15 protein-coding genes are annotated in these 24498 nt (G+C 73.1%); 8 read left to right on the top strand and 7 right to left on the bottom strand.

Annotated elements, in window-relative coordinates; translation table 11 throughout:
• The first annotated feature begins 34 nt into the window (after positions 1-34).
• Entirely contained in the window at positions 35-2137 is a 2103-nt protein-coding gene (locus AB0H84_RS14130; RefSeq protein ID WP_357603183.1) for an ABC transporter ATP-binding protein, read from the top strand.
• Positions 2138-2145: 8 nt separating this feature from the next.
• Here AB0H84_RS14130 and AB0H84_RS14125 read toward each other — a convergent pair whose 3' ends face one another.
• Positions 2146-2919 (bottom strand): AfsR/SARP family transcriptional regulator, encoded by a 774-nt coding sequence (locus AB0H84_RS14125; protein WP_357603181.1) that lies wholly within the window; start codon positions 2917-2919, stop codon positions 2146-2148.
• Between the two features lie 266 nt (positions 2920-3185).
• On the opposite strand from AB0H84_RS14125, the gene AB0H84_RS14120 reads away from it, so the two are divergent.
• Both AB0H84_RS14120 and AB0H84_RS14115 read left to right on the top strand, forming a co-directional pair.
• Positions 3186-4748, top strand: coding sequence for a cellulase family glycosylhydrolase (locus AB0H84_RS14120; RefSeq protein ID WP_357603178.1), 1563 nt, complete (start codon positions 3186-3188; stop codon positions 4746-4748).
• Positions 4749-4962: 214 nt separating this feature from the next.
• Entirely contained in the window at positions 4963-7836 is a 2874-nt protein-coding gene (locus AB0H84_RS14115; protein WP_357603175.1) for an AAA family ATPase, read from the top strand.
• On the opposite strand, the gene AB0H84_RS14110 is transcribed toward AB0H84_RS14115, so the two are convergent.
• The gene (locus AB0H84_RS14110) at positions 7833-10382 is read right to left on the bottom strand and encodes a M4 family metallopeptidase (protein WP_357603172.1); all 2550 of its coding nucleotides are present in this window, start codon (positions 10380-10382) and stop codon (positions 7833-7835) included. The two genes, AB0H84_RS14115 and AB0H84_RS14110, sit on opposite strands and share 4 nt — an antisense overlap.
• A gap of 251 nt (positions 10383-10633) precedes the next feature.
• Here AB0H84_RS14110 and AB0H84_RS14105 point away from each other — a divergent pair, with 251 nt between their 5' ends.
• The 3 genes from AB0H84_RS14105 (at position 10634) to AB0H84_RS14095 (ending at position 15661) form a co-directional block, all read left to right on the top strand.
• A complete protein-coding gene (locus tag AB0H84_RS14105) occupies positions 10634-13834 on the top strand; it encodes a BTAD domain-containing putative transcriptional regulator (RefSeq protein ID WP_357603168.1) in 3201 nt (1066 codons plus the stop codon).
• Positions 13835-13912: 78 nt separating this feature from the next.
• Positions 13913-15055: an FAD-dependent monooxygenase gene (locus tag AB0H84_RS14100; protein WP_357603165.1), complete on the top strand. Its 1143-nt coding sequence runs from the start codon at positions 13913-13915 to the stop codon at positions 15053-15055.
• 33 nt (positions 15056-15088) lie between these two features.
• Entirely contained in the window at positions 15089-15661 is a 573-nt protein-coding gene (locus AB0H84_RS14095) for a hypothetical protein (RefSeq protein WP_357603162.1), read from the top strand.
• Here AB0H84_RS14095 and AB0H84_RS14090 read toward each other — a convergent pair.
• Positions 15651-16466, bottom strand: a complete 816-nt coding sequence (locus AB0H84_RS14090; protein WP_357603159.1) for an SAM-dependent methyltransferase — start codon at positions 16464-16466, stop codon at positions 15651-15653. The two genes, AB0H84_RS14095 and AB0H84_RS14090, sit on opposite strands and share 11 nt — an antisense overlap.
• 147 nt (positions 16467-16613) lie before the next feature.
• Positions 16614-17609: a nitronate monooxygenase gene (locus AB0H84_RS14085; RefSeq protein ID WP_357603156.1), complete on the bottom strand. Its 996-nt coding sequence runs from the start codon at positions 17607-17609 to the stop codon at positions 16614-16616.
• 117 nt (positions 17610-17726) lie between these two features.
• Between AB0H84_RS14085 and AB0H84_RS14080 the strand changes: the two genes are divergently transcribed.
• A complete protein-coding gene (locus tag AB0H84_RS14080; protein WP_345000866.1) occupies positions 17727-17912 on the top strand; it encodes a hypothetical protein in 186 nt (61 codons plus the stop codon).
• Positions 17913-17941: 29 nt separating this feature from the next.
• Here the strand turns inward: AB0H84_RS14080 and AB0H84_RS14075 are convergent, their stop codons facing one another.
• Positions 17942-19042, bottom strand: coding sequence for a serine hydrolase domain-containing protein (locus AB0H84_RS14075; RefSeq protein WP_357603153.1), 1101 nt, complete (start codon positions 19040-19042; stop codon positions 17942-17944).
• Positions 19043-19141: 99 nt separating this feature from the next.
• On the opposite strand from AB0H84_RS14075, the gene AB0H84_RS14070 reads away from it, so the two are divergent.
• Positions 19142-19786, top strand: coding sequence for a TetR/AcrR family transcriptional regulator (locus AB0H84_RS14070; protein ID WP_357603150.1), 645 nt, complete (start codon positions 19142-19144; stop codon positions 19784-19786).
• On the opposite strand, the gene AB0H84_RS14065 is transcribed toward AB0H84_RS14070, so the two are convergent.
• Both AB0H84_RS14065 and AB0H84_RS14060 read right to left on the bottom strand, forming a co-directional pair.
• A complete protein-coding gene (locus AB0H84_RS14065) occupies positions 19767-20594 on the bottom strand; it encodes an N-acetylmuramoyl-L-alanine amidase (protein ID WP_357603147.1) in 828 nt (275 codons plus the stop codon). The genes AB0H84_RS14070 and AB0H84_RS14065 overlap by 20 nt on opposite strands.
• A gap of 68 nt (positions 20595-20662) precedes the next feature.
• Positions 20663-24313, bottom strand: a complete 3651-nt coding sequence (locus AB0H84_RS14060; protein WP_357603144.1) for a BTAD domain-containing putative transcriptional regulator — start codon at positions 24311-24313, stop codon at positions 20663-20665.
• Positions 24314-24498 lie beyond the last annotated feature (185 nt).

The raw sequence follows: 24498 nt of genomic DNA, 5'->3' as shown, positions 1-24498 counted from the left end.
CCACCTCCCCGGCAACCCTCCGGAGACCACCCCGATGAACCCCACCCCATCGGCCGGCACCGCCTCGGCCGAGCCCGCACCGACAGCCGAGCCCTCGCCGGACACCAGCCCGGCCGACACCGCCCCGGCAGCCGCCACGCCCGGAGGCGGCACGCCACCTGGCGCCGGTCCCACAGGCGACACCACGACCGGCGGCGCGACAGCGCACGGCGCAACGGTGACCGACGTCACCGCACCCAACCCCACCACGGGTGGCGCGGCGGCGGCCGGAGGAGCCGGGGCGGCGGGGGCGGCCGACGTGCGGATGAAAGTCAGCCTGACCGCCCTGGGGCAGGCGCTCGGTCTGGCCTGGCAGGCAGGCCGGTGGCACATCGTCGCGTACGCCGTCCTCGCCCTGCTGGAGGCGGCCGTGCCCGTGACCGCCGCCTGGCTGACCAAGTCCGCGCTCGACGTGATCGCCCACCGGACGAACGGCGCGTCCGCGCTGGTGGCGGTGGGCGGCGCGCTGGCGGTGGCCGGCGTGGCGGCGATCGCGCTCCCGCACGTCTCCCGCTACGTACGCCAGGAGCTCGAGCGCCGCACCGGCCGCCTGGCCCAGGACCGGCTCTTCGCGGGGGTCGAGCGCTTCACCGGCCTGGCGAGGTTCGAGGACCCGGCGTTCCTGGACCGGATGAGCCTCGCCCACAACTCGGGCGGCGCCACCCCGAGCGCGGTGGTCGCCGGGACGCTGGCCATCTGCCGGGCGCTCGTCACGGTGCTGGGCTTCCTCGGGGCGCTCCTGGTCGTCAACCCGCTGCTGGCGGGCGCGGTCCTGGTGGCGGCCCTGCCCGCGCTCGCCGCCGAGCTGCGCCTGTCGCGCCAGCGGGCGTCCATGATGTGGCGGATCGGCCCGATGGAACGGCGCCAGCTGTTCTACCGGCAGCTCCTCACCAGCGTCCGCGCCGCGAAGGAGCTGCGCCTGTTCGGAGCGGGCCGATACTTCCGGTTCAGGATGAACGCCGAGCGCGCCGCGGCCGACTCCGAACGGCGCCACCTCGACCGCCGGGAGCTGGGCGTCGAGGGCGGCCTCGGCCTGCTGTCCGGCGTGATCGCCGGGGCCGGGCTGATCTGGGCGCTGCTCGCCGCCCGGGACGGCCGGCTCACCGCGGGCGACATCGCCCTGCTCGCCACCTCCATCGTGGGCGTGCAGTCGGCGCTCGCCGCGCTGGTCAACGAGGTGACGATGGCGCACCAGCAACTGCTGAACTTCGACCACTACCTGACCGTGACGAGCGCCGAGCCCGATCTGCGCCGGCCGGCCCGGCCGGTGGCGCCGCCGGCGCTGCGGCGCGGCATCGAGTTCCGCGACGTGTGGTTCCGCTACTCCCCCGGGCATCCCTGGTCGCTGCGCGGGGTCAGCTTCACGATCCCGTACGGCTCCGCGGTCGCGCTCGTCGGCAGGAACGGCGCGGGCAAGAGCACGGTCGTCAAGCTGCTGTGCCGCTTCTACGACCCGGACCGGGGCACGATCCTGTGGGACGGCGTCGATCTGCGCGATCTCGACCCAGGAGAGCTGCGCGCCAGGATCGGGGCGGTCTTCCAGGACTACATGGAGTACGACCTGACCGCCGCCGAGAACATCGCGATCGGCGACGTGGCGGGCCGCGACAGGCTGACCGCCTCCCCCGCCCGGATCGAGGCCGCGGCCAGGAAGGCCGGCGTGCACGACGCGGTCAGCGCGCTGCCGCGCGGCTACGACACGCTGCTGAGCAGGATGTTCTTCGGGCCGGACCCCGAGGCTGGGGTCGTGCTGTCGGGCGGGCAGTGGCAGCGGCTCGCGCTTGCCCGTGCGGTGCTGGGCGACGGGCACGATCTGCTGATCCTGGACGAGCCGAGCTCGGGGCTCGACGCTGAGGCCGAGGCCGAGATCCACAACCGGCTGCGCGAGCACCGGGCGGGGCGTACGAGCCTGCTGATCTCGCATCGGCTGGGGGCGGTTCGGGAGGCGGACGTGCTCGTGGTGCTCGACGGCGGGCAGGTGGCCGAGCGGGGCTCGCACGAGGAGCTGATGAGGCTCGACGGGCTCTACCGGCGGCTCTTCACCCTGCAGGCCCAGGGCTACCGGTCCGACGGCGCCGGTTCCGACGGCCCTCCATGAGACCGCGCTCAAGCGCGGCCCGGGACGGGGCGACGGTGGCAGCGGAGGCGGCGGCGGTGCCAGCCCAGGGCGGGGCCGCTCAGGCGCGGATCCCGGTTCAGCATGAGGTGGTGCAGTTCGGCCAGCTCGGGCCCCGGCTCGATGCCGAGCTCCAGGTCGAGCGTCTGCCTGGCCTGGGCGTACACCCGCAGGGCGCCCGCCACGTCCCCGGTGCGGTACAACGCCACCATGAGGTAGCCCCACAGCCGCTCCCTGGTGGGCCGCAGAGCCAGTGTCTCCCGGAGGCCGCCGATGATCTCGCTGTGCCTGCCGAGCGCCAGCCGGGCCCGCGCGCACTCCTCGATCACCATGTAGCGCTGCTCCTCCAGCGCGTCGAGCTGGGCGGCCACGCCGACCGTCCTGGGCAGGTCCTCGGCGGCGGCTCCCCGCCACAGTTGGAGCGCCGCGGTGAGAAGGCCCAGGGCCTCCTCGTAACGGTCGCCGGCCATCGCCTCGCGTCCTTGCCGTACGCGCTCGTTGAACTCGGTGACGTCCAGCTCGCCGGCCTCGACGGTGAGCAGGTAGCCGGGCGGGTTGGCCCGGAGGCGGCCGTCGAGCTCCTTGCGCAGCAGGTTGGCGTAGCTGCGCACGTTGGCCAGGGCCGACTTGGGCGGGTTGTCCTCCCACAGAGCGCTGAACAGGCGGTCATGGGAGACCGCGCGGTTCGGCTCCAGCAGGAGGCGAGTGAGGAGGAGCCGCTGTTTCGTCGTGCCCAGCTGCGCGGGCGCGCCGTCTCGCCACATCCGTACCGGTCCGAGTATGCCGAACCGAAGACCCATCATTTCCCTCCCGCTCGTACTTGGGAGCGCTCCCACGAGACGGTACGTATGTCACGATCATGTGTCAATGGCGTCCTTCCCGCTCTTCCGGGAAGGCGGGAACGCCCGGCCTCCCGTGAAACTTTCACGCGTTCACGCAGGTCAGAGCCGATTGCCCGGCGAAACGTTGACGTGCCCGAAGCGGGCTGGTGAGCATGACGCCGCGTTCTCCCTCTCCGAAAGGGCACCCCATGCACTTGTCAAAGGCGATGACGGCCGCTCTCGCCACGCTGGTGGCCGGGGCGTCGGTCGCGGTCGCCGTGGCCACCGCCGCCCCCGCAGGGGCCCTCGCCGGCACGGGCACCGGTTACCTGCACACCAGCGGGAACAAGATCGTCGACAGCACCGGCGCGACCGTACGCCTGACCGGCATCAACTGGTTCGGCATGGAGACCGACAACAGGACCTTCCACGGCCTGTGGTCGAGCACCCCCTGGAAGGGCCACATCGACAAGATGGCCTCCCTGGGCTACAACACGATCCGGGTGCCGTACTCCAACGACGCCCTCAAGCCGGGCGCCACGGCCACCGGCATCAACGACTACGTCAACCCCGACCTGATCGGCCTGTCGCCGCTGCAGATCCTGGACAAGATCATCGCGTACGCGGGCGGCAAGGGCATGCGGATCATCCTCGACCGCCACCGCCCGACCGCCGCGGGCCAGTCCGCGCTCTGGTACGTCTCCGCCACGCCGGAGAGCACCTGGATCAACGACTGGAAGGCGCTGGCCCAGCACTACGCGAACAACCCCACCGTCATCGGCGCCGACCTGCACAACGAGCCGCACGCCGAGGGCACCAACCCCAACGCGACCGGCTCCTGCTGGGGCTGCGGCGACCAGGCGCGCGACTGGCGGCTGGCCGCCGAGCGGGCCGGCAACGCGGTCCTGTCGGTCAACCCCAACTGGCTGATCTTCGTGGAGGGCGTGAGCTGCCCGAGCGGCGGCCTGTCCAACATCTGGGACGGCGATCCCAGCAACGACGAGGACTGCGGCTGGTGGGGCGGCAACCTGTCGAAGGCGGGCCAGTATCCGGTACGGCTCAACGTGGCCAACCGCCTGGTCTACTCGCCCCACGAATACGCGACCTCGGTCTACCACCAGCCCTGGTTCGACGCCCCCGACTACCCGGCCAACCTGCCGGCCATCTGGGACAAGTACTGGGGCTACCTCTACAAGCAGAACATCGCGCCGATCATGATCGGTGAGTTCGGCACCACGCTGACCGCGAACGTGGACAAGATCTGGCTGCAGGAGCTCATGAAGTACACGGGGACCGGGGTGAACGGGATGTCGTTCACGTACTGGTCGTGGAACCCGAACTCCGGTGACACCGGCGGCATCCTCAACGACGACTGGACCACGGTCAACCAGGCCAAGCAGGCCATCCTCCAGCCGTACCTGATCCCGCCGACGGGCGGCACCGGCCAGCCCTCCGACACCCCCACGCCCAACCCGCCGGGGCAGTGCGCGGTGACGTACAAGCAGACGAACGCCTGGCAGGGCGGCTTCCAGGGCGAGCTGACCGTGAAGAACACCGGGACAAGCACGATCAACAACTGGACCGCCACGTGGACGTTCCCGTCAGGGGTGACGCTGGTCAACGGCTGGAACGCGGTCGTGACCCAGTCGGGCACCACGTGGACCGCGAAGGCCCCTGACCACGCCAAGAACCTCGCGCCCGGCGCGTCGGTGGCCGTCGGCTTCACCGCCAACGGCCCCGCGAGCCAGCCATCCAACGCCGCCTGCTCCTGACCGCGCGTCGCGGGCGGACGCGCTCCCGCCCGCGGCCCTCCGAACGAGCGCCCGCCCCGCGCTTCCCGACCTGGCACCGCGGGGCGGGCGCTCGTGTTCGGCCGAGCGTGCGCGACTCATGTTCAGTCCTCACGAACGGTTGACCCCGGCCCACACGTATTGGATAACGGTATTCCGACAAAGGGAGTAAACCTGCACTGTTACGGAGACCCCGATGGCAAGCGCGGCTTCTCCCGCACTGGTCGGGCGCGACGCCCAGCTGCGGCTGCTCAACGGCGCCATCACCGAGCCGCCCTCCGTCATCCAGGTGCAGGGCGAGGCGGGCATCGGCAAGACCAGGCTGGTCAGGGCGGCCATCGACCCCCTACGCGAACGCGGCGGCGAGCGGACGGTGCTGCTCGGCCACTGCCACCAGATCCGCGAGCCGCTCCCGTACGGGCCGGTGTTCGACGCGCTGCGGCACGTCGCCGCGGCGCTGCCGCCCCAGGACCGGCTCGGCCCGCTCACCGGGGTCCTGCGCGGCTACCTCCCCGAGCTGGCTGACCGACTCCCGCCCGCGCCGTCGCCGGGGCCGCTCGACGATCCGCGGGCCGAGCGGCATCGGCTGTTCCGCGCGGTCCACGCGCTGCTGGCCGCCGCGGGTCCCATCGTGCTGGTGGTCGAGGACCTGCACTGGGCCGACGACGGCACGCGTGACCTGCTGCGCTTCCTGACCGACCAGCCGCCGGACGGGCTGGCGCTGGTGGTGACGTTCCGGAGGGAGGAGCTGCCGGTGCCGGGGCTGCCGTTCGGGCACGCGTACCGGCGGGCTCCCGGGGTGCGCGGCGAGGTGATCTCGCTGACGCCGCTCGACGTCGAGGGGGTGCGCAGCCTGGCCGGCGCGCTGCTCGGCCGGTCGGCCCCGACCCCGGAGTTCGCCGCCAAGCTGCACGAACGCACGGCGGGGGTGCCGTTCGTGATCGAGGAGGTGGTGCGCTCGCTGCTCGACGACGAGGGCCGGCTGCCCGAGCCGGAGGCGCTCGATCGGATGGCCGTGCCGCTGCTGCTCCGCGAGGCGATGGCCGAGCGGCTCGCCGGTCTGTCGCCGGCGGCGCTGAGCACCGTGCGCGCCGCCGCCGTCCTGGGACTTCCCGCCGACGAGCCGTTGATCGCCGCCGTCTCCGTCCCGGCCGCATCCGACGCCGGGCTGGGCCAGGCGCTGGAGGCGGGCGTGCTGCTCGAGCACCCCGACGGCCAGTACGGCTTCCGCCACACCCTCGCCCGGCAGGCCGTCTACGACACGATCCCCGGCCCGGAGCGGCGGCTGATCCACCAGCGGGCCATGGCCGCGCTGGCCACGCTCGACCCGCCGCCCCTCGTCCAGCTCGCCCACCATGCCCGCCGCGCCGGCGACTTCGCGGCCTGGCAGCGCCACGGCAGCGCCGCCGCCGACCGGGCCGCCGCGCTCTGCGACATCCCGCTCGCCGTCGAGGTGCTCGAAGGGCTGCTCGCGGACCCCAAGCTGCCCCGTGACGCCCGCGGCCCGCTGGCGCTCAGGCTCAGCAGGCTCGCCGCCATCGGCCTGTCACACCGGCGCGTCGTACGCATCCTGCGCCACCTGCTCAAGGACGACTTCCTGTCCCCGCAGGTACGCGGCCAGGCCCGGCTCAACCTGGGCATCCTCCTGTCCAACCAGGCGGGCGCGGTTGCCGCGGGACGCCAGGAGATCCTCGCCGCCCTCCCCGACCTGCACGACCACCCCAGCCTCGCCGCCCGCGGCCTCGCCCTGCTGGCGATGCCCGCCTGGGGCGGCGAGCCGCTCTCCATGCACCAGGAGTGGATGGACGAGGCCGAGAAGCTGCTCGAGGAGGACCAGGACCCCGAGCTGACCGCCGCCGTGCTGGCCAACAAGGTCAGCATCGCCATGCTGGTCGGCGCGCCCGACGCGTTCGAGCTGGTGGCGGCGCTGCCGGTCGACGACCCCGCACCGGCCGTGCGGCGCCAGGTCGCGCGCGGCTACTCCAACCTGTACGACGCCGCGGTGGCGCTGGGCCACTACGCGGCGGCCGAGCGGTTCGCGGAGCGGAGCAGGCGCATCGCGGAGGAGACCGGCGCGCCCTATCCCGAGTTCCTGGTGGAGATGTCGTCGATCCGGCTCGACCTGCTGACCGGCCGCTGGAAGGGCCTGCGCGAGCGCGCCGTCGCCGCCGTCGAGATGACCTTCGAAGCGCCGCTGCTGGCCGTCGACGCCCGGCTGACACTCGGCATGCTGGCGCTGGCCAGGGGCGAATGGGACGAGGCGGGCGAGCACCTGGAGGCTGCCGGCGTACGGGAGCTGGACTCGGGTTTCCTGCCCGTCGCCGCGGCGGCCTCCGGCGGGCTCGTCGAGCTGCACCTGAGCCACGGCTCGCTCGAGTCCGCCCTGCACGAGGCCGACCTGGCGGTGGACCGGCTGCGGCGCAAGGGCGTGTGGGTGTGGGGCGACCAGCTCGTGCCCGCCGCCGTGGGCGCGCTGCTCATGGCGGAGCGGCGGGACGCGGCGGCGGGCCTGGTGGCGGAGTTCGCCGGCGGGATCGAGGGCAGGAACGCGCCGTCGGCGGAGGCCGGGCTCGACGCGGCCAGAGGGGCGCTGGCGCAGGACGCCGACGAGGCCGCGCACTGTTTCGCCAGGGCTCGCGGCACATATGAGGCGATGCCGCGGCCGTACGCCGCGGCCAGGGCGGCGGAGTCGGAGTCGGCCGCCCGGCTCGTGCTCGGCGACCGGGAACGGGCCGCCGACCTGGTCGCCGACGCGGCCGAGCGGTACGCGGCGCTCGGCGCCACGCACGACGCGGCCCGCTGCCGCCACCTGCTGCGCGAGATCGGCCCGAGCGCGGCGCGGCGCAAGGGCCGCAGAGGCACGAGCGGGGTGCTTTCGCCGCGGGAGAGCGAGGTGGCCAGGCTGGTCGCGCTCGGGCGGACCAACAGGGAGATCGCCGAGGTGCTCTTCCTGTCGCGCCGGACGGTGGACACGCACGTGGCCAAGGTGCTGCGCAAGCTCGGCGTGCGCAGGAGGGCGGACGTGCGTGAGCCCCGGCCGGACGACCGGCCGGGGCTCGTGGAGAGCTAGACGGTGATGCTCCAGGTGTCCAGGTAGCCGGTGTCACCCAGGTAGACGTCCTCGATCTCGAGGATCCAGGTGCCCGCCGCCTGCTGGCTCACCGGGACGGAGAACGTCCTGGTGCCGTACTGCGTGCAGGTGGTGCCGCCGTACCTGTCGACGGCGTACCACGTGCCGTTCGGACCGCGCAGATAGATGTCGAGGTCCTCCGCGCACGTGTGGCTGATCGTGATGGACAGTTTGACCGGCGAGGTCGCGGTGCCCGTCGCGGTGGAGGTGATCGGGCTCTGGATGGTGCTCCAGTCGTCGATCGTGTAGTTCGTGTCGTTGGTGAACGTCCTGCCGCCCGAGGTGCCCTGGACGGTCAGCGCGTACGTCGCCGTGTGCGTCGCCGTCACGCCCGTGCCGGTCACCGTGACGGTGTAGCTACCGGCCGGTGTGGTCGGCGCGGTCGAGATCGTCAGCGTGGACGAGGCGCCCGAGGTCACCGAGGCCGGGTTGAAGGCGGCCGTGGCGCCCGTCGGGAGGCCGCTGGCCGACAGGTTCACCGTCTGGGCCGTGCCCGCCGTGGTGGTCGTGTTGATCGTGGTCGTCGCCGCCGAGCCCGCCTGCACGGTGCCCGACCCGGGACTGGCCGAGATCGAGAAGTCACGCGTCGGCGGGTTCGAGCTGACGGTGAGCGTGTACGTCGCGGTGTGCGAGGTCGAGCCGGTTCCGGTTCCGGTGACGGTGATGTTGTACGTGCCCGCCGCCGTCGAGGAGCCGACCGAGAGCGTCAGCGTCGAGGAGTTGCCCGAGGTCACCGACGACGGGTTGAAGCTCGCCGTGGTGCCGCTGGGCAGCCCCGACGCGCTCAGGCTCACGGTCTGGGCGCTGCCGGAGGTGGTCTGCGTGCCGACCGTGACCGTCGCCTGGCCTCCGGGAGCCGCGCTGCCGGACGTCGGGCTGAGCGAGATCGAGAAGTCGCTGGTCGACGTGCCGCACGCGGGCTCGCCCGACGCCGCCGCCACGCTGACCGCGCTCCACGCCGCCTTGGTGGTGTTGCACTGGGGGCTGTTGGCCCCGAACAGCTCGATCGCGGCCGCGACCGAGGCGGCGCGGATGTTCGTGTACCGCCAGGACGAGGTCTTGCGGGCCAGCGCGCCCATGTAGATCTTGCCGGCGTTCTGGATGCCGACACCGGTGACCGACGAGGGGCCGCCGGAGCAGATCGGGCTGGACGGCTTGCCGCCGCCGGGGTTGCTGCCCTCGGCCAGCAGGTAGAACCAGTGGTTCAGCGGGCCCGCCGCCGCGTGCACCTCCGTGCTCGGGATCGAGGAGGAGTAGCAGTTCGGGTCGCCGAGCGCGCTCGGGTTGTACATGTTGCGGATCGGCCCGTCGCCGACCAGGTCGACCTCCTCGCCGACCAGGTAGTCGGCCGGGTCGTTCGGGTTGGCGGCGTACGCCTCGGTGAGCGCGCCGAAGATGTCACCGGTGCCCTCGTTGATGCCGCCGTTCTCGTTGCCCGATCCGGCGCCGCCCGGCGTGGTCTGGAAGATCGCGTGCCCGAACTCGTGCGCCACGACGTCGATGGGGGTCGCCTGCCGGGTGTTGGCCTGGTTGTGGCCGAAGTTGGTGTAGCTGCCGTTCCAGTAGGCGTTCACGTCGGAGAGCCCGACCCTGGCGGGGAAGCCGCGGCCGCTGCCGTTGATGCCGTTGCGGCCCAGCCAGTCGCGCAGCATGTCCCACTCGCGCTGCACGCTGTAGAGCGCGTCCACGCAGGCGGTCTCCAGGTTGGTGCCCGAGCCGTTGCCCCAGGCGTCGTCCGTGCCGGTGTACGCGCTGCCGTTCTGGCCGCCGCACTGGATGCCGGGCCTGGACGTGTCGGTCATCGAGTACGAGCTGCCGGAGCCGCTCGTCCCGATGGTGACCTGGCCGTAGTAGTAGCCGTTGCCGGTGCCCTCGCGTACCAGGTCGTACGAATCGGCGATCTCGCCGGTGCGCGCGTCCACGAACACGTGCTGGATGCTCGGCTTGCCCTCGGCGATGCCGCTGACCATGGCGTCCCAGGTGAGCCTCGGCTTCTCGCCCCAGGCCAGCACGACCAGGCGGGGCGCGGCCGCGTCGTCCACGCGGGAGAGCTTGCTCTTGGCGATCTCGGTGGCCCGGCCGGCGCTGATCGTGGCCCTGGTCGGCACGTCGCTCGGGCTCGGGCCCCGCGCCGCGACCGTGTCCCTGACGTTCCCCGCCGCGTCGGTGACCACGACGGCGTCGCCGCCGACCATCGGCAGGCCCTTGTACGTGCGCTCGTACGACACGTAGTACATGTCGGCCGCGCCCGGGGTGACCGCCACGCGGCTGTAGGCCTCGTCCGGCCCTCTGGTGAGCTCGTCGAGCTGGCTGGAGACGGCCTTGTCCGCGACCTGCGCGGCGAGCGACGCGGGGTCGCCTGCTCGCGTGGTCTGCTTCTGCGGGGCTGCTCCGGGAGGGGCGGCGTTGGCAGGTGGCGCCTGTAAGGCCAGTGCCGCGGCCGTGGCCACGCCGACGACCGCCGCGAGTAAGGCTTTACGTTTCACGCTGTGCTGCTCCTTTCGACGTTCTCCCTCGAAGGTCGGCACGCTTCGTGAGCGCACGACGGCCCGCGCGCCGCACGGGATCGCCTTGGCGGCGGGATTGCGGGGAGATTGGGGGGTGGGAAGCTAGCAGTACTGTTGCGCCTTGATGCCGCGACGCTAAACGGTCACTCCCGACTGGGAAATACGTACATGCATCGGTAGGTATACCGATAATTCCGTTCTTAGTGGTCAGTTGGGGGACAATCGGGGGCGTGCAGTTCGGCATCCTGGGCCCGCTCCTGGTGCGCTCCCCCGACGGCGACCCTCTGACGATCGGCGGCCCGCGCCCGCGTGCCCTGCTCGCGCTGCTCCTGATCGACGCCGGGCGGATGGTGAGCGTCGAGCGGCTCATCGACGGCCAGTACGGCGACCGGCCGCCCGCGGAGGCCGCCAACGCCATCCAGGCGCAGGTCTCCCGGCTCAGGCGGAGCCTGCCCGCCGGTCTGATCGAGTTCCACGGGACGGGGTACCGGCTGGCGATCTCGCCGGACGACGTGGACGCGCACCGGTTCGAGCGGCTGTCCCGCGAGGGACGCAGGCTGCTGGCGGCCGGCCGTCTCCCGGGGGCCGCCTCCTCGCTCAGGGAGGCTCTCGAGCTGTGGCGGGGACCGGCGCTCGCGGACGTGGCCGACGCGCCGTTCGCGGGGCCGCAGGCGCTCCGGCTGGAGGAGCTCCGCCTGTCCGCCCTGGAGGACCTGATGGAGGCGGAGCTCGGCCTGCCGGAGGGCAGCCCGGTGGCCGCGCTCCAGGACCTGGTGGCCGCGCACCCGCTGCGCGAACGGCCGCGCGGGCTGCTCATGCGCGCTCTGGAGGCGGCGGGGCGGCCGTCCGAGGCGCTCGCGGTCTTCGACGAGACGCGCCGCCTGCTCGCCGACGAGCTCGGCACCGACCCCTCGCCCGAGCTGGCCGAGCTGCACCTGGCGATCCTGCGCGCCGACCGGCGCCAGGTCCGGCGGGCCGCGCCGCCGGCCCAGCTGAACCGGCTCGTCGGGCGGGAGGAGGAGCTCGCGCGGCTGGCCGCTCTGCGCGACGCCCGCCTGGTGACGCTCGTCGGCCCCGGCGGCATCGGCAAGACCCGCCTGGCCGTCGAGGCCGCCATGCTGCTCGGGGGAACGCCTGCGGGCGGCCGGGGCGGGACCAGGGAGGCGTGCTTCGTGGACCTGTCCCTGGCGGACGGGACCGGGCAGGTGGCCGGGGCGGTGCTGGCGGCGCTCGGGCTGCGCGAGCCGGCGCTGCGCGGGCTCCCCGACCCCATGGAACGCCTGCTGGCGGCGCTGGCCGAGCAGGATCTCCTCCTCGTCCTCGACAACTGCGAGCACGTGCTCTCCGAGGCCGCCGCGCTGGCCCGCCGCCTCCTCGCCGCCTCTCCCGGCCTGACGATCATGACCACCAGCAGGGAGCCCCTGGGCATCACCGGCGAGCAGCTGGTCCCGCTGGCGCCCCTGCCCACCGATCCGGCCGTCCAGCTGTTCGCCGAACGGGCGGCGGCCGTGCGGCAGGGGTTCGCGGTCGGGCCTGGCAACCTGGACGCCGTCCTCCGGATCTGCGCGGCGCTGGACGGCGTGCCCCTGGCCATCGAGCTGGCGGCGGCCCGGACCCGTACATTCGGGGTGGAGGAGATCGCCACCCGGCTGGCCGAGCACGACAGGTTCCGGCTCCTCTCGCGCGGCGACCGTACCGCGCCTGCTCGCCACCAGACGCTGCACGCGGTCGTGGAGTGGAGCTGGAGCCTCCTCGACGCCGAGGAGCAGGCGCTGGCCAGGAGGTTCTCCGTGTTCGCCGGGGGCGCGAGCCTGGAGGCGGTGGAACGGGTCTGCGGCCCGGACAGCGCCGAGCCGCTGGCCGACCTGGTGGACAAGTCGCTGGTCGAGACCGACGGCGAGCGCTACCACATGCTCGACACCATCCGCCTGTTCTGCGCGGAGCGCCTGGCGGAGTCCGGCGAGGAGGAGCGGCTGAAGGCGGCCCACGCCGCCTGGTTCCTGGAGTTCGCGTACCGGGCCGACGGCCACCTCTACAGCGCCGAGCAGCTCCGGTGGCTGGCCCTGCTCTCGGCCGACAACGCCAACCTGCAGGCGGCGCTGCGGTGGAGCGTGGAGCACGACAGGCCGACGGCGGCGCGGCTGGTGGGGGCACTGGCCATGTACTGGTGGCTGAGCGGGCGGCGGGGCCAGGCGACCGAGCATGCCCGGCGTCTCCTGGACGTGATAGGACCCGAGCTGGCGGAGGACTATGCGCTGGTGGTGCTGCACGCCGTACCCGACACCGGGTCGCCGCACTGGAAGCAGGCCCGGGTGGTGCTCGAGTCGCTCGGCGGGCCGACGCGGTGCCGGTTCGGCCCGGCCCTGTGGGGGATGCTGGCCGGGCCGCCCGAGCCCGGGGAGCCGGTGGCCGGGCATGTGATGGGGTCCGATCCGTGGAGCAGGGCGCTCGATCGGCTCAGCGGCGGGCTGCTGGCGCTGCTGGGCGGCGGCGTCGCGGATGCGGAACGGGAGCTGGAGTCGATGCTCGCCGAGTTCGGCGCCCTGGGCGAGCGCTGGGGGATGACGCAGGGGCTCGACTGGCTCGCGTTGATCGCGAGCTGGCGCGGTGAGTGGGGCCGCGCCATGGGGCTGCGGCAGGAGGCGGTCCGCCTGCTCGAAGAGCTCGGGGCGCTGGAGGAGCTGGCGGACGTGCTGGTCCGGCGGGCCGAGGCGCACTGGCGGGCCGGGGACACCCGGGCCGCTCGCGCCGACTGCGAGCGGGCCGAGGATCTGGCGCGCCGGCTCGGACGGCCCGAGCTGATGGCGTGGGTTCATCTGCGGCAGGGCGAGATCGCCCGCCACGAGGGTGACCTGGCGGAGGCCTCCCGTCACCTGGACGCCGCGCTCGCCGCCTCCGAAATCGACCTGTACAGGGCGCACGAGGTCAGGTCGCACGTGCTGACGGCGCTCGGCCGCCTGGCCGAGGCGCGCGGGGACGCGGGCGAGGCCGCGCGCAGGCACGCGGAGGCCGTGGAGCTGGCGGTGCGGTCGCCGCTGACCATAGACCTCGCCTCTGCCGTCGAGGGCCTGGCAGGTCAGTGCCTGCCGGCCGGCGCGACTGCGGAGGGCGGCGGCACGGCGGAGGACGCCGGTACGGCGCAGGGCGGCGGTACGGCGCAGGGCGGCGGTACGGCGCAGGGCGGCGGTACGGCGCAGGGCGGGAATTCGGCGCAGGGCGGGAATTCAGCGGAGCGGGCCGCGCTGCTGCTCGGCGTGGGCGTGGCGCTGCGGGGCATGGCCGTCGCCGGTGATCGGGACGTCGCCAGGATCGCCGCCGCCGCCACGGAGGTCCTCGGCCCGGACGGGTTCGCGGCGGCGTTCTCCAAGGGTGCCTCGATGAGCAGGGACGACGCGCTCGCGGTCCTCACCGCCGACGCCGACAGCCGGTAGCGGACCGCTGACAGGGCCGGGCGCGGCTGTCAGCCGCTGGTCTCCCAGCTGTCAGCGCCGCCCGTGAGGCTACGGGGCATGAAGAACACCAACATCCTCGTCTCCGGCGCCAGCATCGGCGGCCCCGCCCTCGCTCACTGGCTCACCCGCTACGGCTTCAACGTCACCGTCGTCGAGAAGGCCCCGGCCCTCCGCCTGGGCGGGCAGGCCGTCGACTTCAAGGGCGAGACCCACCGCACCGTCCTGACCCGCATGGGGATCCTCGAGGACGTCAAGGCGCTCCAGACCGGCGGCGCCGACCAGGAGATCGTCGACGCGAACGGCCACAGCCTGGCGGTCATCCCCGGCGCGTTCACCGGTGGCGACATCGAGATCAGGCGCGGCGACCTCACCCGGCTCCTGTACGAGAGGACGGCCCCGTACTGCGAGTACCTCTTCGGCGACTCGATCACCTCGCTGACCGAGACCCCCAGCGGCGTCCACGTCACCTTCGAGCGCTCCGCCCCCCGGACGTTCGACCTGGTCGTCGGGGCGGACGGGATCCACTCCAACGTCCGCCGCCTCGCCTTCGGCCCGGAGGCCGACTACGTCAAGTTCCTCGGCCACTACTACGCCCTGGTCGACGTGCCCGCGACCTTCGGCGCGGTGCCGCGGATGTACAACGAGCCCGGCCGGATGGCCGCCGTGGGCGGCCCGAAGGCGCCCGCATTCTTCGTCTTCGCCTCCGAGCGCCTCGACTACGACCGGTACGACATGCGGCAGCAGAAGGACATCCTGGCCCGCGCCTACGCGGGCATGGGCTGGAAGGTCCCGGCGGTCATGGAGGAGGTGCGCCGCTCCCAGGACGTCTACCTCGACTCCATCAGCAAGGTCACGATCGACCGCTACAGCCAGGGGCGCGTGGTGCTGCTCGGCGACTCCGCGTACGGCAACACCCTGGGCGGTTTCGGCACGGGCCTGGCCATGGTCGGCGCGTACGTGCTCGCGGGCGAGCTGGCCTCGGCCGGCGGCGATCACCGCGTGGCCTTCGCCCAGTACGAGGCGCAGATGCGCGGGTACGCCAAGGTGGCCGACAGCGGCAACGCCGGCCCCTTCCTCGCCCCCGGCACCCCGGCCAGGCTCCGGATGCGGAACTGGATGTTCAAGTACAGCTTCCTGCTCGGTCTGATGATGAAGTTGACCGACAAGTTCGCGACCGACATCACGCTCAAGAGCTACTGAACCTTTCTCACATCTGCCGCATCCAACTTCGACGTGAACACGATTCAACGACTCGCCGCCCTGTCCGCCCTCCCCGTCGCCGCGGCTCTGGTGGCGCTCCCGGCCCAGGCCGCGGAGCGCCCCGCCTGCCCCACCCCGACCAAGGCGGAGGTGAAGCGGTCGTCCGACGACAAGGTCGACAAGCCGCCCAGGGGCGCCGCCGCCATCAGGGGAGTCCGCGTCAACCACATCCCGAGGGGCTTCACGTACGGCGGAGTCCTCGTCAGCAAGCACGACGGCATCACGGAGTACGGCTACCAGTGGGGGGACGACCGCCCAAACGCGGATGCCAAGCAGCGGTCGCTGTGGGTCAGGGTGGTGTGCTGGCCGAAGGCGAGCGAGCTCGCGCAGCTCAAGAACGGGCCGTTCGACATGGGGACGTTCTCCGGCGACACGAGGACCGTGAAGATCGGCGATCGTCAGGTGCTCACCCAGGAAGGGGACGGCGCGCTCGGCGACGGCCGGTACGCGGGCTGGGTCGAGCGCAAGGGAGTCGTCGTCACCGTGATGGCCAGCACGCCCCTCGTGCCCGGGCTGGCGAAGATCATCAACGGCATCAAGCTCTGAGCCGGCCGACCCCGCCCTCGATGCGGAGCCGCGACCTGTCGCTCAGCAGGGGGATGTGGGGCTCGTCGCCGATGTGCCAGTCCTGGACCGGCAGCAGGCCGGGCCCGATCAGCTCGAACCCGTCGAACAGCCGCAGCACCTCCTCCCGCGTCCTGAACCGCGCCTGCGCGGGGGTGCCGACCGTCGCCTTGGTGAGCTGGGCGATCGCCTCGGGGTCGCTCTCGGCCATCGCGTGGGTGAGCACCAGATGGCTGCCCGGCACCATGCGCTCCCTGAACGCGGCCACGATGCCCTCGGGGTCCTCCTCGTCCATCACGTAGTGCAGCACGCCGACCAGCAGCACGCACACCGGCCGGCTGAAGTCGATCAGGTCGCTGACGTGAGGGTCGGCCAGCACGTCGGCGGGGCGGCGCAGATCGGCCTGGATGCTGGCGAGGCCGGGCGAGTCGGCCAGCAGCACCTGGGCGTGCAGGCGCACCACCGGGTCGTAGTCCACGTAGACCACCCGGCAGGAGGAGCTCACGGAGCGGGCGGTCTCGTGGATGCTGGGCGAGGTCGGGATGCCGGTGCCCAGGTCGATGAACTGCCGCACGCCCTGCTCCGCCAGATGGCGGACGGCCTCGACCTGGAACCTGCGGTTGGCCCTGGCCACCATGCGTGATTCCGGGGCCACCGCGAGCAGTTTCTCGGCCACGGCCCGATCGACCGCGACGTGGTCCTTGCCGCCGAGCAGGTAGTCGTACACCCGGGCGGAGCTGGGAACAGTCGGGTCCACACCAGGCGGAACGCGTTCTAGCTCGGTCACGGGGGGCCGTCTCCTTCAGCGCGTACGACTCGAACGCCATACTACTCGGCGCTCAGCCGCGCGCGGCGCGAGCCGGGCGGAGAACGCCGCAACCGCAGAGGCGGACCGCAGACTAGAACACGTTCTCGTTCAGCGTGCTCGGACAGGTCAGGCGCCGGGAGCCGTGAAGCGGGTCAGGAGCCGCTCGGCGGCGGCGAAGTCGGCCACCACGTCGGCCGCCGTGCGCCGCTCGCGCACCAGCCCCACTCCCTGCCCCGCGTAAATGTAGGCGGTGTCGAAGTCGCCCACGCGCCGCGCCTCCTCCAGCCGGGCGCGCGCGGAGTCGTCCGCGGCCAGCTCGTCCTCCCGGCCCTCCCAACGGTCGAAGAACGCGTTACGCAGCGCCCGCCCGCCGTACTCCGGCGGCCATCCGAGGCGCTGGGCGATGTCGAAGACCCGGCCGTACGCGGTGCCCGTCTCCTCCGCGGCCAGCAACCGGTCGCCGGCCTCCGCGGAGAGCGCGGTCTCCACACACCCCATGAACGCCGTGCCCACCCACGCCCCGGCGGCGCCCGCGGCCAGCACGGCGGCGAGCCCGCGCGCGTTGGCGATGCCGCCCGCCGCGAGCACCGGGATCCGCACCGCGTCGAGCACGCTCTGCAGCAGCGGCAGGGTGCCCACCTCGTCGCGCCCGTGCCCGCCGGCCTCGGCCCCGCGCGCCACCACCGCGTCCACCCCGGCCTGCTCGGCGGCGCGGGCCTCGTCGGTGGTGCCCGCCTGGGTGACCACCGTGATGCCCGCCTGCCGGAGCTCCTCGACATAGCGCGCGTACGGCCCGAAGCTCACGGAGACCAGCGCGGGCCGGAGCTCGAGCACGGCGTCGAACTGGGCCGGATTGCCGGGCAGCGCCCAGGCCATGAGCCCGATCCCGTACGGCCCGCCGCCCGCGACGGCGGCCTCCTTCGAGATCCACTCCGGCGTGACAGCGGCGGAGGCCCCGATCACGCCCAGCGCCCCGGCCTCGGAGATCGCGGCGGCCAGCCGGCCCGCGCCCACTCCCGCCATCGGCGCGCCCACCAGCGGCACCTTCAGGCCGAACCGATCAGTCAGCCAGGTGTGCAAGATCACTACCTCCCGTACCCCCTGCTGAAGCCAGTCTTCCATGGCCATTCCTACCCCGGGACGGAATTTGAGCCAGATGACCGATGCGCTCATGACACACACCTGTGCATCCTGGTGGGGAACGGATTCCGTTCCGCAGCTGAGAGGAGTCACGAGGGCATGGACAACGCGGCAGGCCGCCCGACCGTGATCTTGGATAATGGCGTGGTCGGCAGGGTCATGCTGGCTCATCCGTCCAGGCGCGATCTCGTGCTCGTGCTCGGCATGGACGGCACCCTGCTGAGCTGCCAGCTCGACGACATCGCCTGCGTGGTGGGCGGCAAACCGCTCTGCCGCGACGGCTGACGCCCGACCCCTGGGGGCGTGGGAGCCCGTCAGGCGCCTTTGACGATGGCGCTGATCCGGGAGACGGCCGCGAAGTCGTTGGTGAGGCGGTTCTTCGTGAGGGCGAACGCGGTGCCGGTCGCCGTGTCGGCCCAGGCCGCGCTGCCGCCCGCACCCGGCACCCCGAAGATCGTCGGGGTCGCCTCGGCCGTCGAGTCGGGGGCGCCGATGCCGTACCCGAGTCCCCAGGCGGAAGGCATGCCGAACACCTCGTCGATCCCGCTGGAGGCGACCGCCGTCACCTCGCGCAGCCGTTCTGGCGAGATCAGCCGCGTCCCGTCCACCTCGCCGAGCAGCGCCGCGTACATCCGCGCGATGGCCCTGGCCGAGGTCTTGCCGCCCGCGGGGATGTCGGCGGACAGGTAGTCGGGCCGGTTGCCCAGGTCGGCGGTCGGCATCAGGCTCATCGGCCCCGCCTTGAACATCGGCAGGTCCGCCGGCATCTCGCCCCACGCCGACATGTCCACCGGCGCGTCCTCCAGCTTCGCCAGCCGGGCGTGCTCCTTCTCCGGCATCCCGAAGTAGAGCTCGTCGGCCACGCCCAGCGGCCCCGCCACGTCCTCGAGCAGCACCTGCGAGATGGGCTTGCCGGTGACCCGGCGGACGATCTCGCCGACCAGGAACCCGAACGTGTACGCGTGGTAGCCCACCTTCGTGCCCGGCTCCCACCACAGCTCGGCGTCCTCCAGCGCGGCGACCATCTTCTCCCAGTCGCAGACGTCCTCGGGCGTCGTGTCGAGCGGTACGCCGGGCACGCCCGCCGTGTGCGACAGCACGTGCCGTACGGTCACCCCCTGCTTGCCGTGCCGCCCGAACTCCGGCCACAGCTCCACCACCGGCGTGTCATAGCCGAACAGCCCCCGCTCGGCCAGGAGGTGGGCGACGGTGGCGGTGGCGCCCTTGCCGATCGAGAAGTTGTAGAAGGGTGTGTCGGACGTGACGGACCGCCCGGTCTCGGGGTCGGCCACGCCCGCCACCACGTCCACGATCTGGACGCCGTCTCGATAGACGGCCACCTGGAGCCCGCGTTCGTCACCCGACTCGACGAGGCTGTCGGCGGCTTCCTGCACCTGCTTCTGGAGATCACTCATGGTCTTGTCCTTGTCCGCCTCGGAAACTAGACGGTACAGTACTCACACGAGTACGGAACTGTCTAGTACTCTTTTCCGTGAGGGCGCGAAGGGGTGGTCATGGCACCGGAAGAGGACGGCCGCACGGCACGCAAGCGCAGGCAGATCATGGACGCGGCGCGGCCGGTCTTCCTGCGCAACGGCTACGTGGGCGCGAGCATGGACGAGGTGGCGGCGCTGGCGGCGGTCTCGAAGCAGACCGTCTACAAGCACTTCACCGACAAGGAGCAGCTGTTCACCAGCATCATCCTCGACACGACGGACCAGGTGAGCGGGCTGGCCACGCTGATCGCGACGACCCTCGACGACAGCCATGACCTGGAGAAGGACCTCCACGAGCTGGCCCGCCGGTACCTCGACGCGCTCATGCGACCGGACGTGCTCCGCCTGCGGCGGCTGATCATCGCCGAGGCCGACCGCTTCCCCGATCTCGGCCGGACCTGGTACCAGCAGGGCTTCGAGCGCTCACTGACGACCCTGGCCACCGCCTTCCAACGCCTCGCGGAGCGCGGGCTGCTCCGCCTGGACGACCCCCAGCTGACCGCCGAACACTTCGTGGGCCTGCTGCTGTGGATCCCGGTGAACAAGGTCATGTTCTGGGGAGGCGGCGACCACTACACGGAGGCCGACCTGGACCGGCTCTCCGAGGCCGCCGTCGCGGCGTTCCTGCGCGCGTACGGGGCCGCTAGCTCAGGTACTTCCTGAGGCCGCCGGCCAGGGCCCTGGCCATCCGCTCGCGGAAGGTCGGGTCGGACATCTTGGCGGCGTCCCCCCGGTTGCGCATGTTGCCGCACTCGACGAACACCGCAGGTCGCGTGGAGAGGTTGAGCCCGCCCAGGTCGGTGCGGGTCTGCAGCCCGTCCGTGCCGGTGTAGGTGGCGTACGGGAGCCCTGTGCCGGCGTGGTAGGCGTTCCTGACCGCCACGCCGAGCCGGCGGGACGGTTTGATGATCGCGTCGTTCTGCCCCTCCACCGGCCCCGGCATGATCACATGGAAGCCGTGCCCGCTCGGGGCGGCGCCGTCACCGTGGATCGACAGGACCGCGTCCGCCCTGGCCTCGTTGCCGATCGCGGCCCGCTCGGTGACGCACGGGCCGACGCCTTTGTCGTCGGACCTGGTGAACACGACCTTGGCGCCCATCTTCTCCAGGATCGGCTTGAGCCTCCTCGCGACGTCCCAGGTGAAGGCGTGCTCGGGGTATCCGGCGTCGGTCTCGGTGCCGGTCGTGTTGCACGCCTTCTTGCCGGTGATGATGTCGACCTGGCGGTTGATCTCTTTGGGGTGCGCGGCGTTCCCGCCGTTGTGGCCGGGGTCGATCACGACGATCTTTCCTGCCAGCACCTGCCCGGGCTGCCCCGTGGGCTCCGGGCTTCCGGACGGCGACGCGGGCTCCGGGCTTCCGGACGGCGATGCGGGCAGCACCGCCTCCGGCGCGCTGGGCGCGGCACCGCCGCACGCGGCCAGCGCGGCCAGCGTGGCGAGCGCCACGAATCCGGTCCGGTACGCGTGCATGGCCCCGACCGTACCCGGTGCCGCCCGGCAATCCCAAGACCCCGGCTGACCGCCGCTTTCGTGTCGAACTAGGTGGCCAGCCGCGCTGCCCGGCGGTGGTCGTACGGCGTGGCGAGACGTTCCGCGGCGGCCATGGCCTGCGCCGCCGCCCTCCTTGCCGCCTTCTCCTTGCCCGCCGCGGCCAGCACGAGGGCGCGGGCCCAGCCGATGCGGGCCGCGGCGCCGGGGTACCGCGCCTGGTACGCGCGCAGGTGGGCGTGGAGCAGCCGCGTCGTCGCCCGGTCTGGCCGGGGGCCGAGCGACGAGAGCAGCTCGGCCAGCCCTGCCCAGCACTCCAGCATCCCGGGCTGCGCCGCCGGCAGCCCGCGCGCCAGTACGAGCGCCCGCGCCAACACGTCGCGCACCGCACTCTGGCCGGCGTCGGCGGCGCGCACTTCCAGGCGCGTGTCGGCCAGGACGAGGCCCCTCGCATCCGGGACGCGGAGGTCCAGTCGTGCGGCGGCCGTGATCAGGCGCAGCTCCTGGATCGTCCGCGTGACCGGCCCGTCCCGCAGACCCAGCTCCTTCCCGTACGTCCGGCGGCGATCCGTGGACGCGCGGGCGGCCGCCAGCACCTCCGCGATCCGTTCCGGAGGCACCGCGTCCATCCGCAGCAGCGCCTCGGCCCGGCCGGTCAGGCACCAGTGGCGGCCGATGTCGTCCCCGCCCACCCGGCGGACCGCCAGCTCCTCCGTCTCGGCGTACAGGTCCGCCGCCGCCGCGAAGTCCCCCTGCCACAGGGCCGTCTCCGCGAGCATGCCCGCGCAGTTCTCCGCCATCCGCGGGTCCAGGGTCCTGGCCCTGCCCTCGGCGAAGGACTGCCGGGCCCTCTCGAACGCGCCCGAATGGAGCTGGTCGAGCCCCCGGGACAGCCTGGCGCGGTTCACGGCGTCCGTGGGGTGCCGGATCTCGGCCAGGGCGGTGTCGGAGAGCGTGCCGTAGCGGCGCGCGAGACGGTGGCGGCCGGCTATGCGGGCGATGGCGGCGAAGTTCGCATACGCCTCGGCTCGCAGCGACGGGTCGGTCGCCCGTTCGGCGGCGTTGAGCTGGCGGAGCGAGGCGGCCAGCATCGTGGGCAGGTCCTGCTCGTGGTAGGCGAGCCTGGCCAGTAAGGCGAGCGCCTGCGCGGCCTCCGCCCCGGCCGCGTCCGCGCTCATGGAGGGAAAGACCCGGCGCCCGGAGGACAGGGCGCGGCGCCCGGAGGGCACGGCGCGGCACTCGGAGGGCACGGCGCGGCACTCGGAGGGCACGGCACGGGACCCGAAAGGCGAGACGCGGTGGTCGGAGGGCGGGACGCGGGGTCCGAAGAGCAGGGCGCGGTGCACGGCCTGCTGTGCGGCGGCGGTCAGGGTGGCGGTGGCGAGGCCGGTGGGTGAGGCGGGGAGCGGCTCGCCCAGGGCGTCGAGCGCGGCCCTGGCGAGCTGTGTGGCCTCCGCCACCCTGGCCAGCTGGTACGCGCTCACCCCCGCCATCCGCAGCCAACGGGCACGCAGATGCGGCGCCGGCGCCCCCCGCGCGAGGTGGCGCCGGACGATGGCCGCCGACTCCTCATAGAGGCGTAACCTCAGGCACAGCGTCCAGTAGTGATCGAGGAACCGCGGCTCCCCCGACGCCGCCCAGGCCAGGCGGATGTTGTCCGTCTCCGCCCCGAGCACGCGGGTCACCTCCGTGTCCGAAGCGTCGTGGAGCGCGGGCGCGTGGTGGTCGAGGAGCCCGGCGAAGTGGGCGGCGTGCCGCTCACGTACGGACCGGTGCGCCTCAGGGTCCTCGCGCAGGTGCGCGGCGGCGAACTGCTGGATGAGCGGGTGGAGGGCGTACCGGCCGGACGGGGTGAGGTGGAGCATGCTCTGATCGACCAGGCGGACCAGCACCTGCGGGGTCGTCGCGGCCACCTCCAAGGCCGAGTGCAACGTGCACCCGCCCCCGAACACCGACAGCGCGGCCAGCGCCGACCGGCAGGCCGGGTCCAGCAGGCGCCAGGAGGTCTCGAACACCGTACGCATGCCGGCGTGCCGTGGCCTGGCGGCGGGTCCGGCGGTGGAGAGCAGGGCGACGGGGTCGGCGCTCAGGCGACTGGCCAGCTCCGCGCACGGTATGGCGCGCAGCAGGCCGGCCGCGAGCTCGACGGCCAGCGGGAGGCCGCCGGTGACGGCGCAGATCGCGGCCACGTCGGCGGCCTCGCGGTCCGCGTCGAACGACGGTTGCGCTCTGACCGCCCGCACGGCGAACAGCGCCTCGGCGGCCGGCCCCGACAGCCCCTCCACCTGGACGGTCACCTGGCCGGGCAGGTCCAGGCGGCGCCTGCTCGTCGCCAGGACCCGCACCTCGGGGGCCGTGCGGAGGATCTCGCCGACGACGCGGTCGAAGGCGGGGAGGTGGTCGAGGTTGTCGAGCACGAGGAGGGTCGTGCGGTGGGCGAGTGCGGCGAGGAGGAGTTCCGTGGCGGGGCGCGGCGGCGAAAGGTCCACGCCGAGACGGCGGGCCAGCGTGGTGACGGCCGCCTCGGGCCGCACACCCGCGAAGGACACGAACGCGACCTCCCGCCCGCACCCCGGCCGCGCCCCACCGTCCCCCCGATCCGGACGCCGCCCACCGTCCCCCCGATCCGGACGCCGCCCACCGTCCCCCCGATCCGGACGCCGCCCACCGTCCCCCCGGGTCAGGTGTCGCAGAGCGGCTGGCCGGTCCGAGTGCCGCACGCCGAGGTCTCCGGCCGGGTGTGGGTCGGGGGCGTTCGATGCGGCGGCGATGGCGAGGCGGGTCTTGCCGATCCCGCCCGGTCCCAGCAGGGTGACCAGGCGCTCCCCGGCCAGCAGCGCGCGCAGGCGCCGGACGTCGGCATCCCTGCCGATCAGCTCCGTGCCGGGCACGGGCAGCGCCACGCGCGGGGCGGGCAGCGCCCTGGGCAGGAGCTGCCGCCTGACCTCCAGGGTCTCCGGCGCGGGTTCGACGCCCAGCTCGGTCGCCAGCCGGCGGCGCAGCTCGTCGTAGCAGGTCAGCGCCGCCGCCCGGTTGCCCGCCTCGGCCAGGGCGCGCATCAGCAGCCGATGCGCCTCCTCGTCGTACGGATCGAGCCCGGCCACGATGCGCGCCAGCCGCACCACGTCGTCGGAGCAGCCGGAGGAGGCGGAGGCCCCGGACCCCAAGGACCCGGAAGAGGCGGAGGACCGGGAGGAGGCGAAAGCCACGGAGGCCGAGGACCCGGAGGCGCAGGTGGTGCCCGAGTGGACGAGCAGGTCGCGCAGCAGCAGCCGCACCCGTCGGCGCTCCGACTCCAGCCAGTCGGCGAAGGCCGGCGCGTCGCCGAAGGAGACGCCGTCCAGGAAGTCGCCGCGCCACAGCCGCAGCGCCTCCGCCACCGTCGGCGCCTGGGTGAGACGCCGGTGGTCCACGAAGCAGGCGGGGCCGGCGCGGAGGCTCACGTGTTCGCGGGTGATGTCGAGCCAGCCGCCCACCTCCTTACGCAGCTCGGACAGCGCGAGCCGCAGGCTGCCCCGCGCGTTGGCGTCGGGGCGCTCGCCCCACAGCAGCGCGGCCAGCTCGGCGCGCGGACGCGGGCCAGGCGCGGCGGCCAGGTAGCAGAGCAGCGCCCGGGTCTTGGCGGAACGGATGCCCACGGGCGCCCCTCCGACGGCGAGGTCGGGCGGGCCCAGCAGGAGCAGGGTCAGCGAGTCTCCCATGGAAGCAGGAGAGTAGGCACGCACCTGTCCCCACGCTGTGGAAAAAGACGCGGATGGCGCGTGCCGTACATGACTGACCTGGGCTTTGACGATGCGCTCACGATGCCCGCCGCAGCCTGATGCCGGGCTTCGCGAGGGACGCGAGGCGTACCGCCATCGAGGCATCAAGACATCAAGGAGAAGAC

Origin of the sequence: Nonomuraea sp. NPDC050786 (genome assembly GCF_040654115.1) — a bacterium.
Classification (GTDB): Bacteria; Actinomycetota; Actinomycetes; order Streptosporangiales; family Streptosporangiaceae; genus Nonomuraea.
Note: the sequence above shows the minus strand (reverse complement) of the source record. Positions and strands in the feature narration are given on the sequence as shown.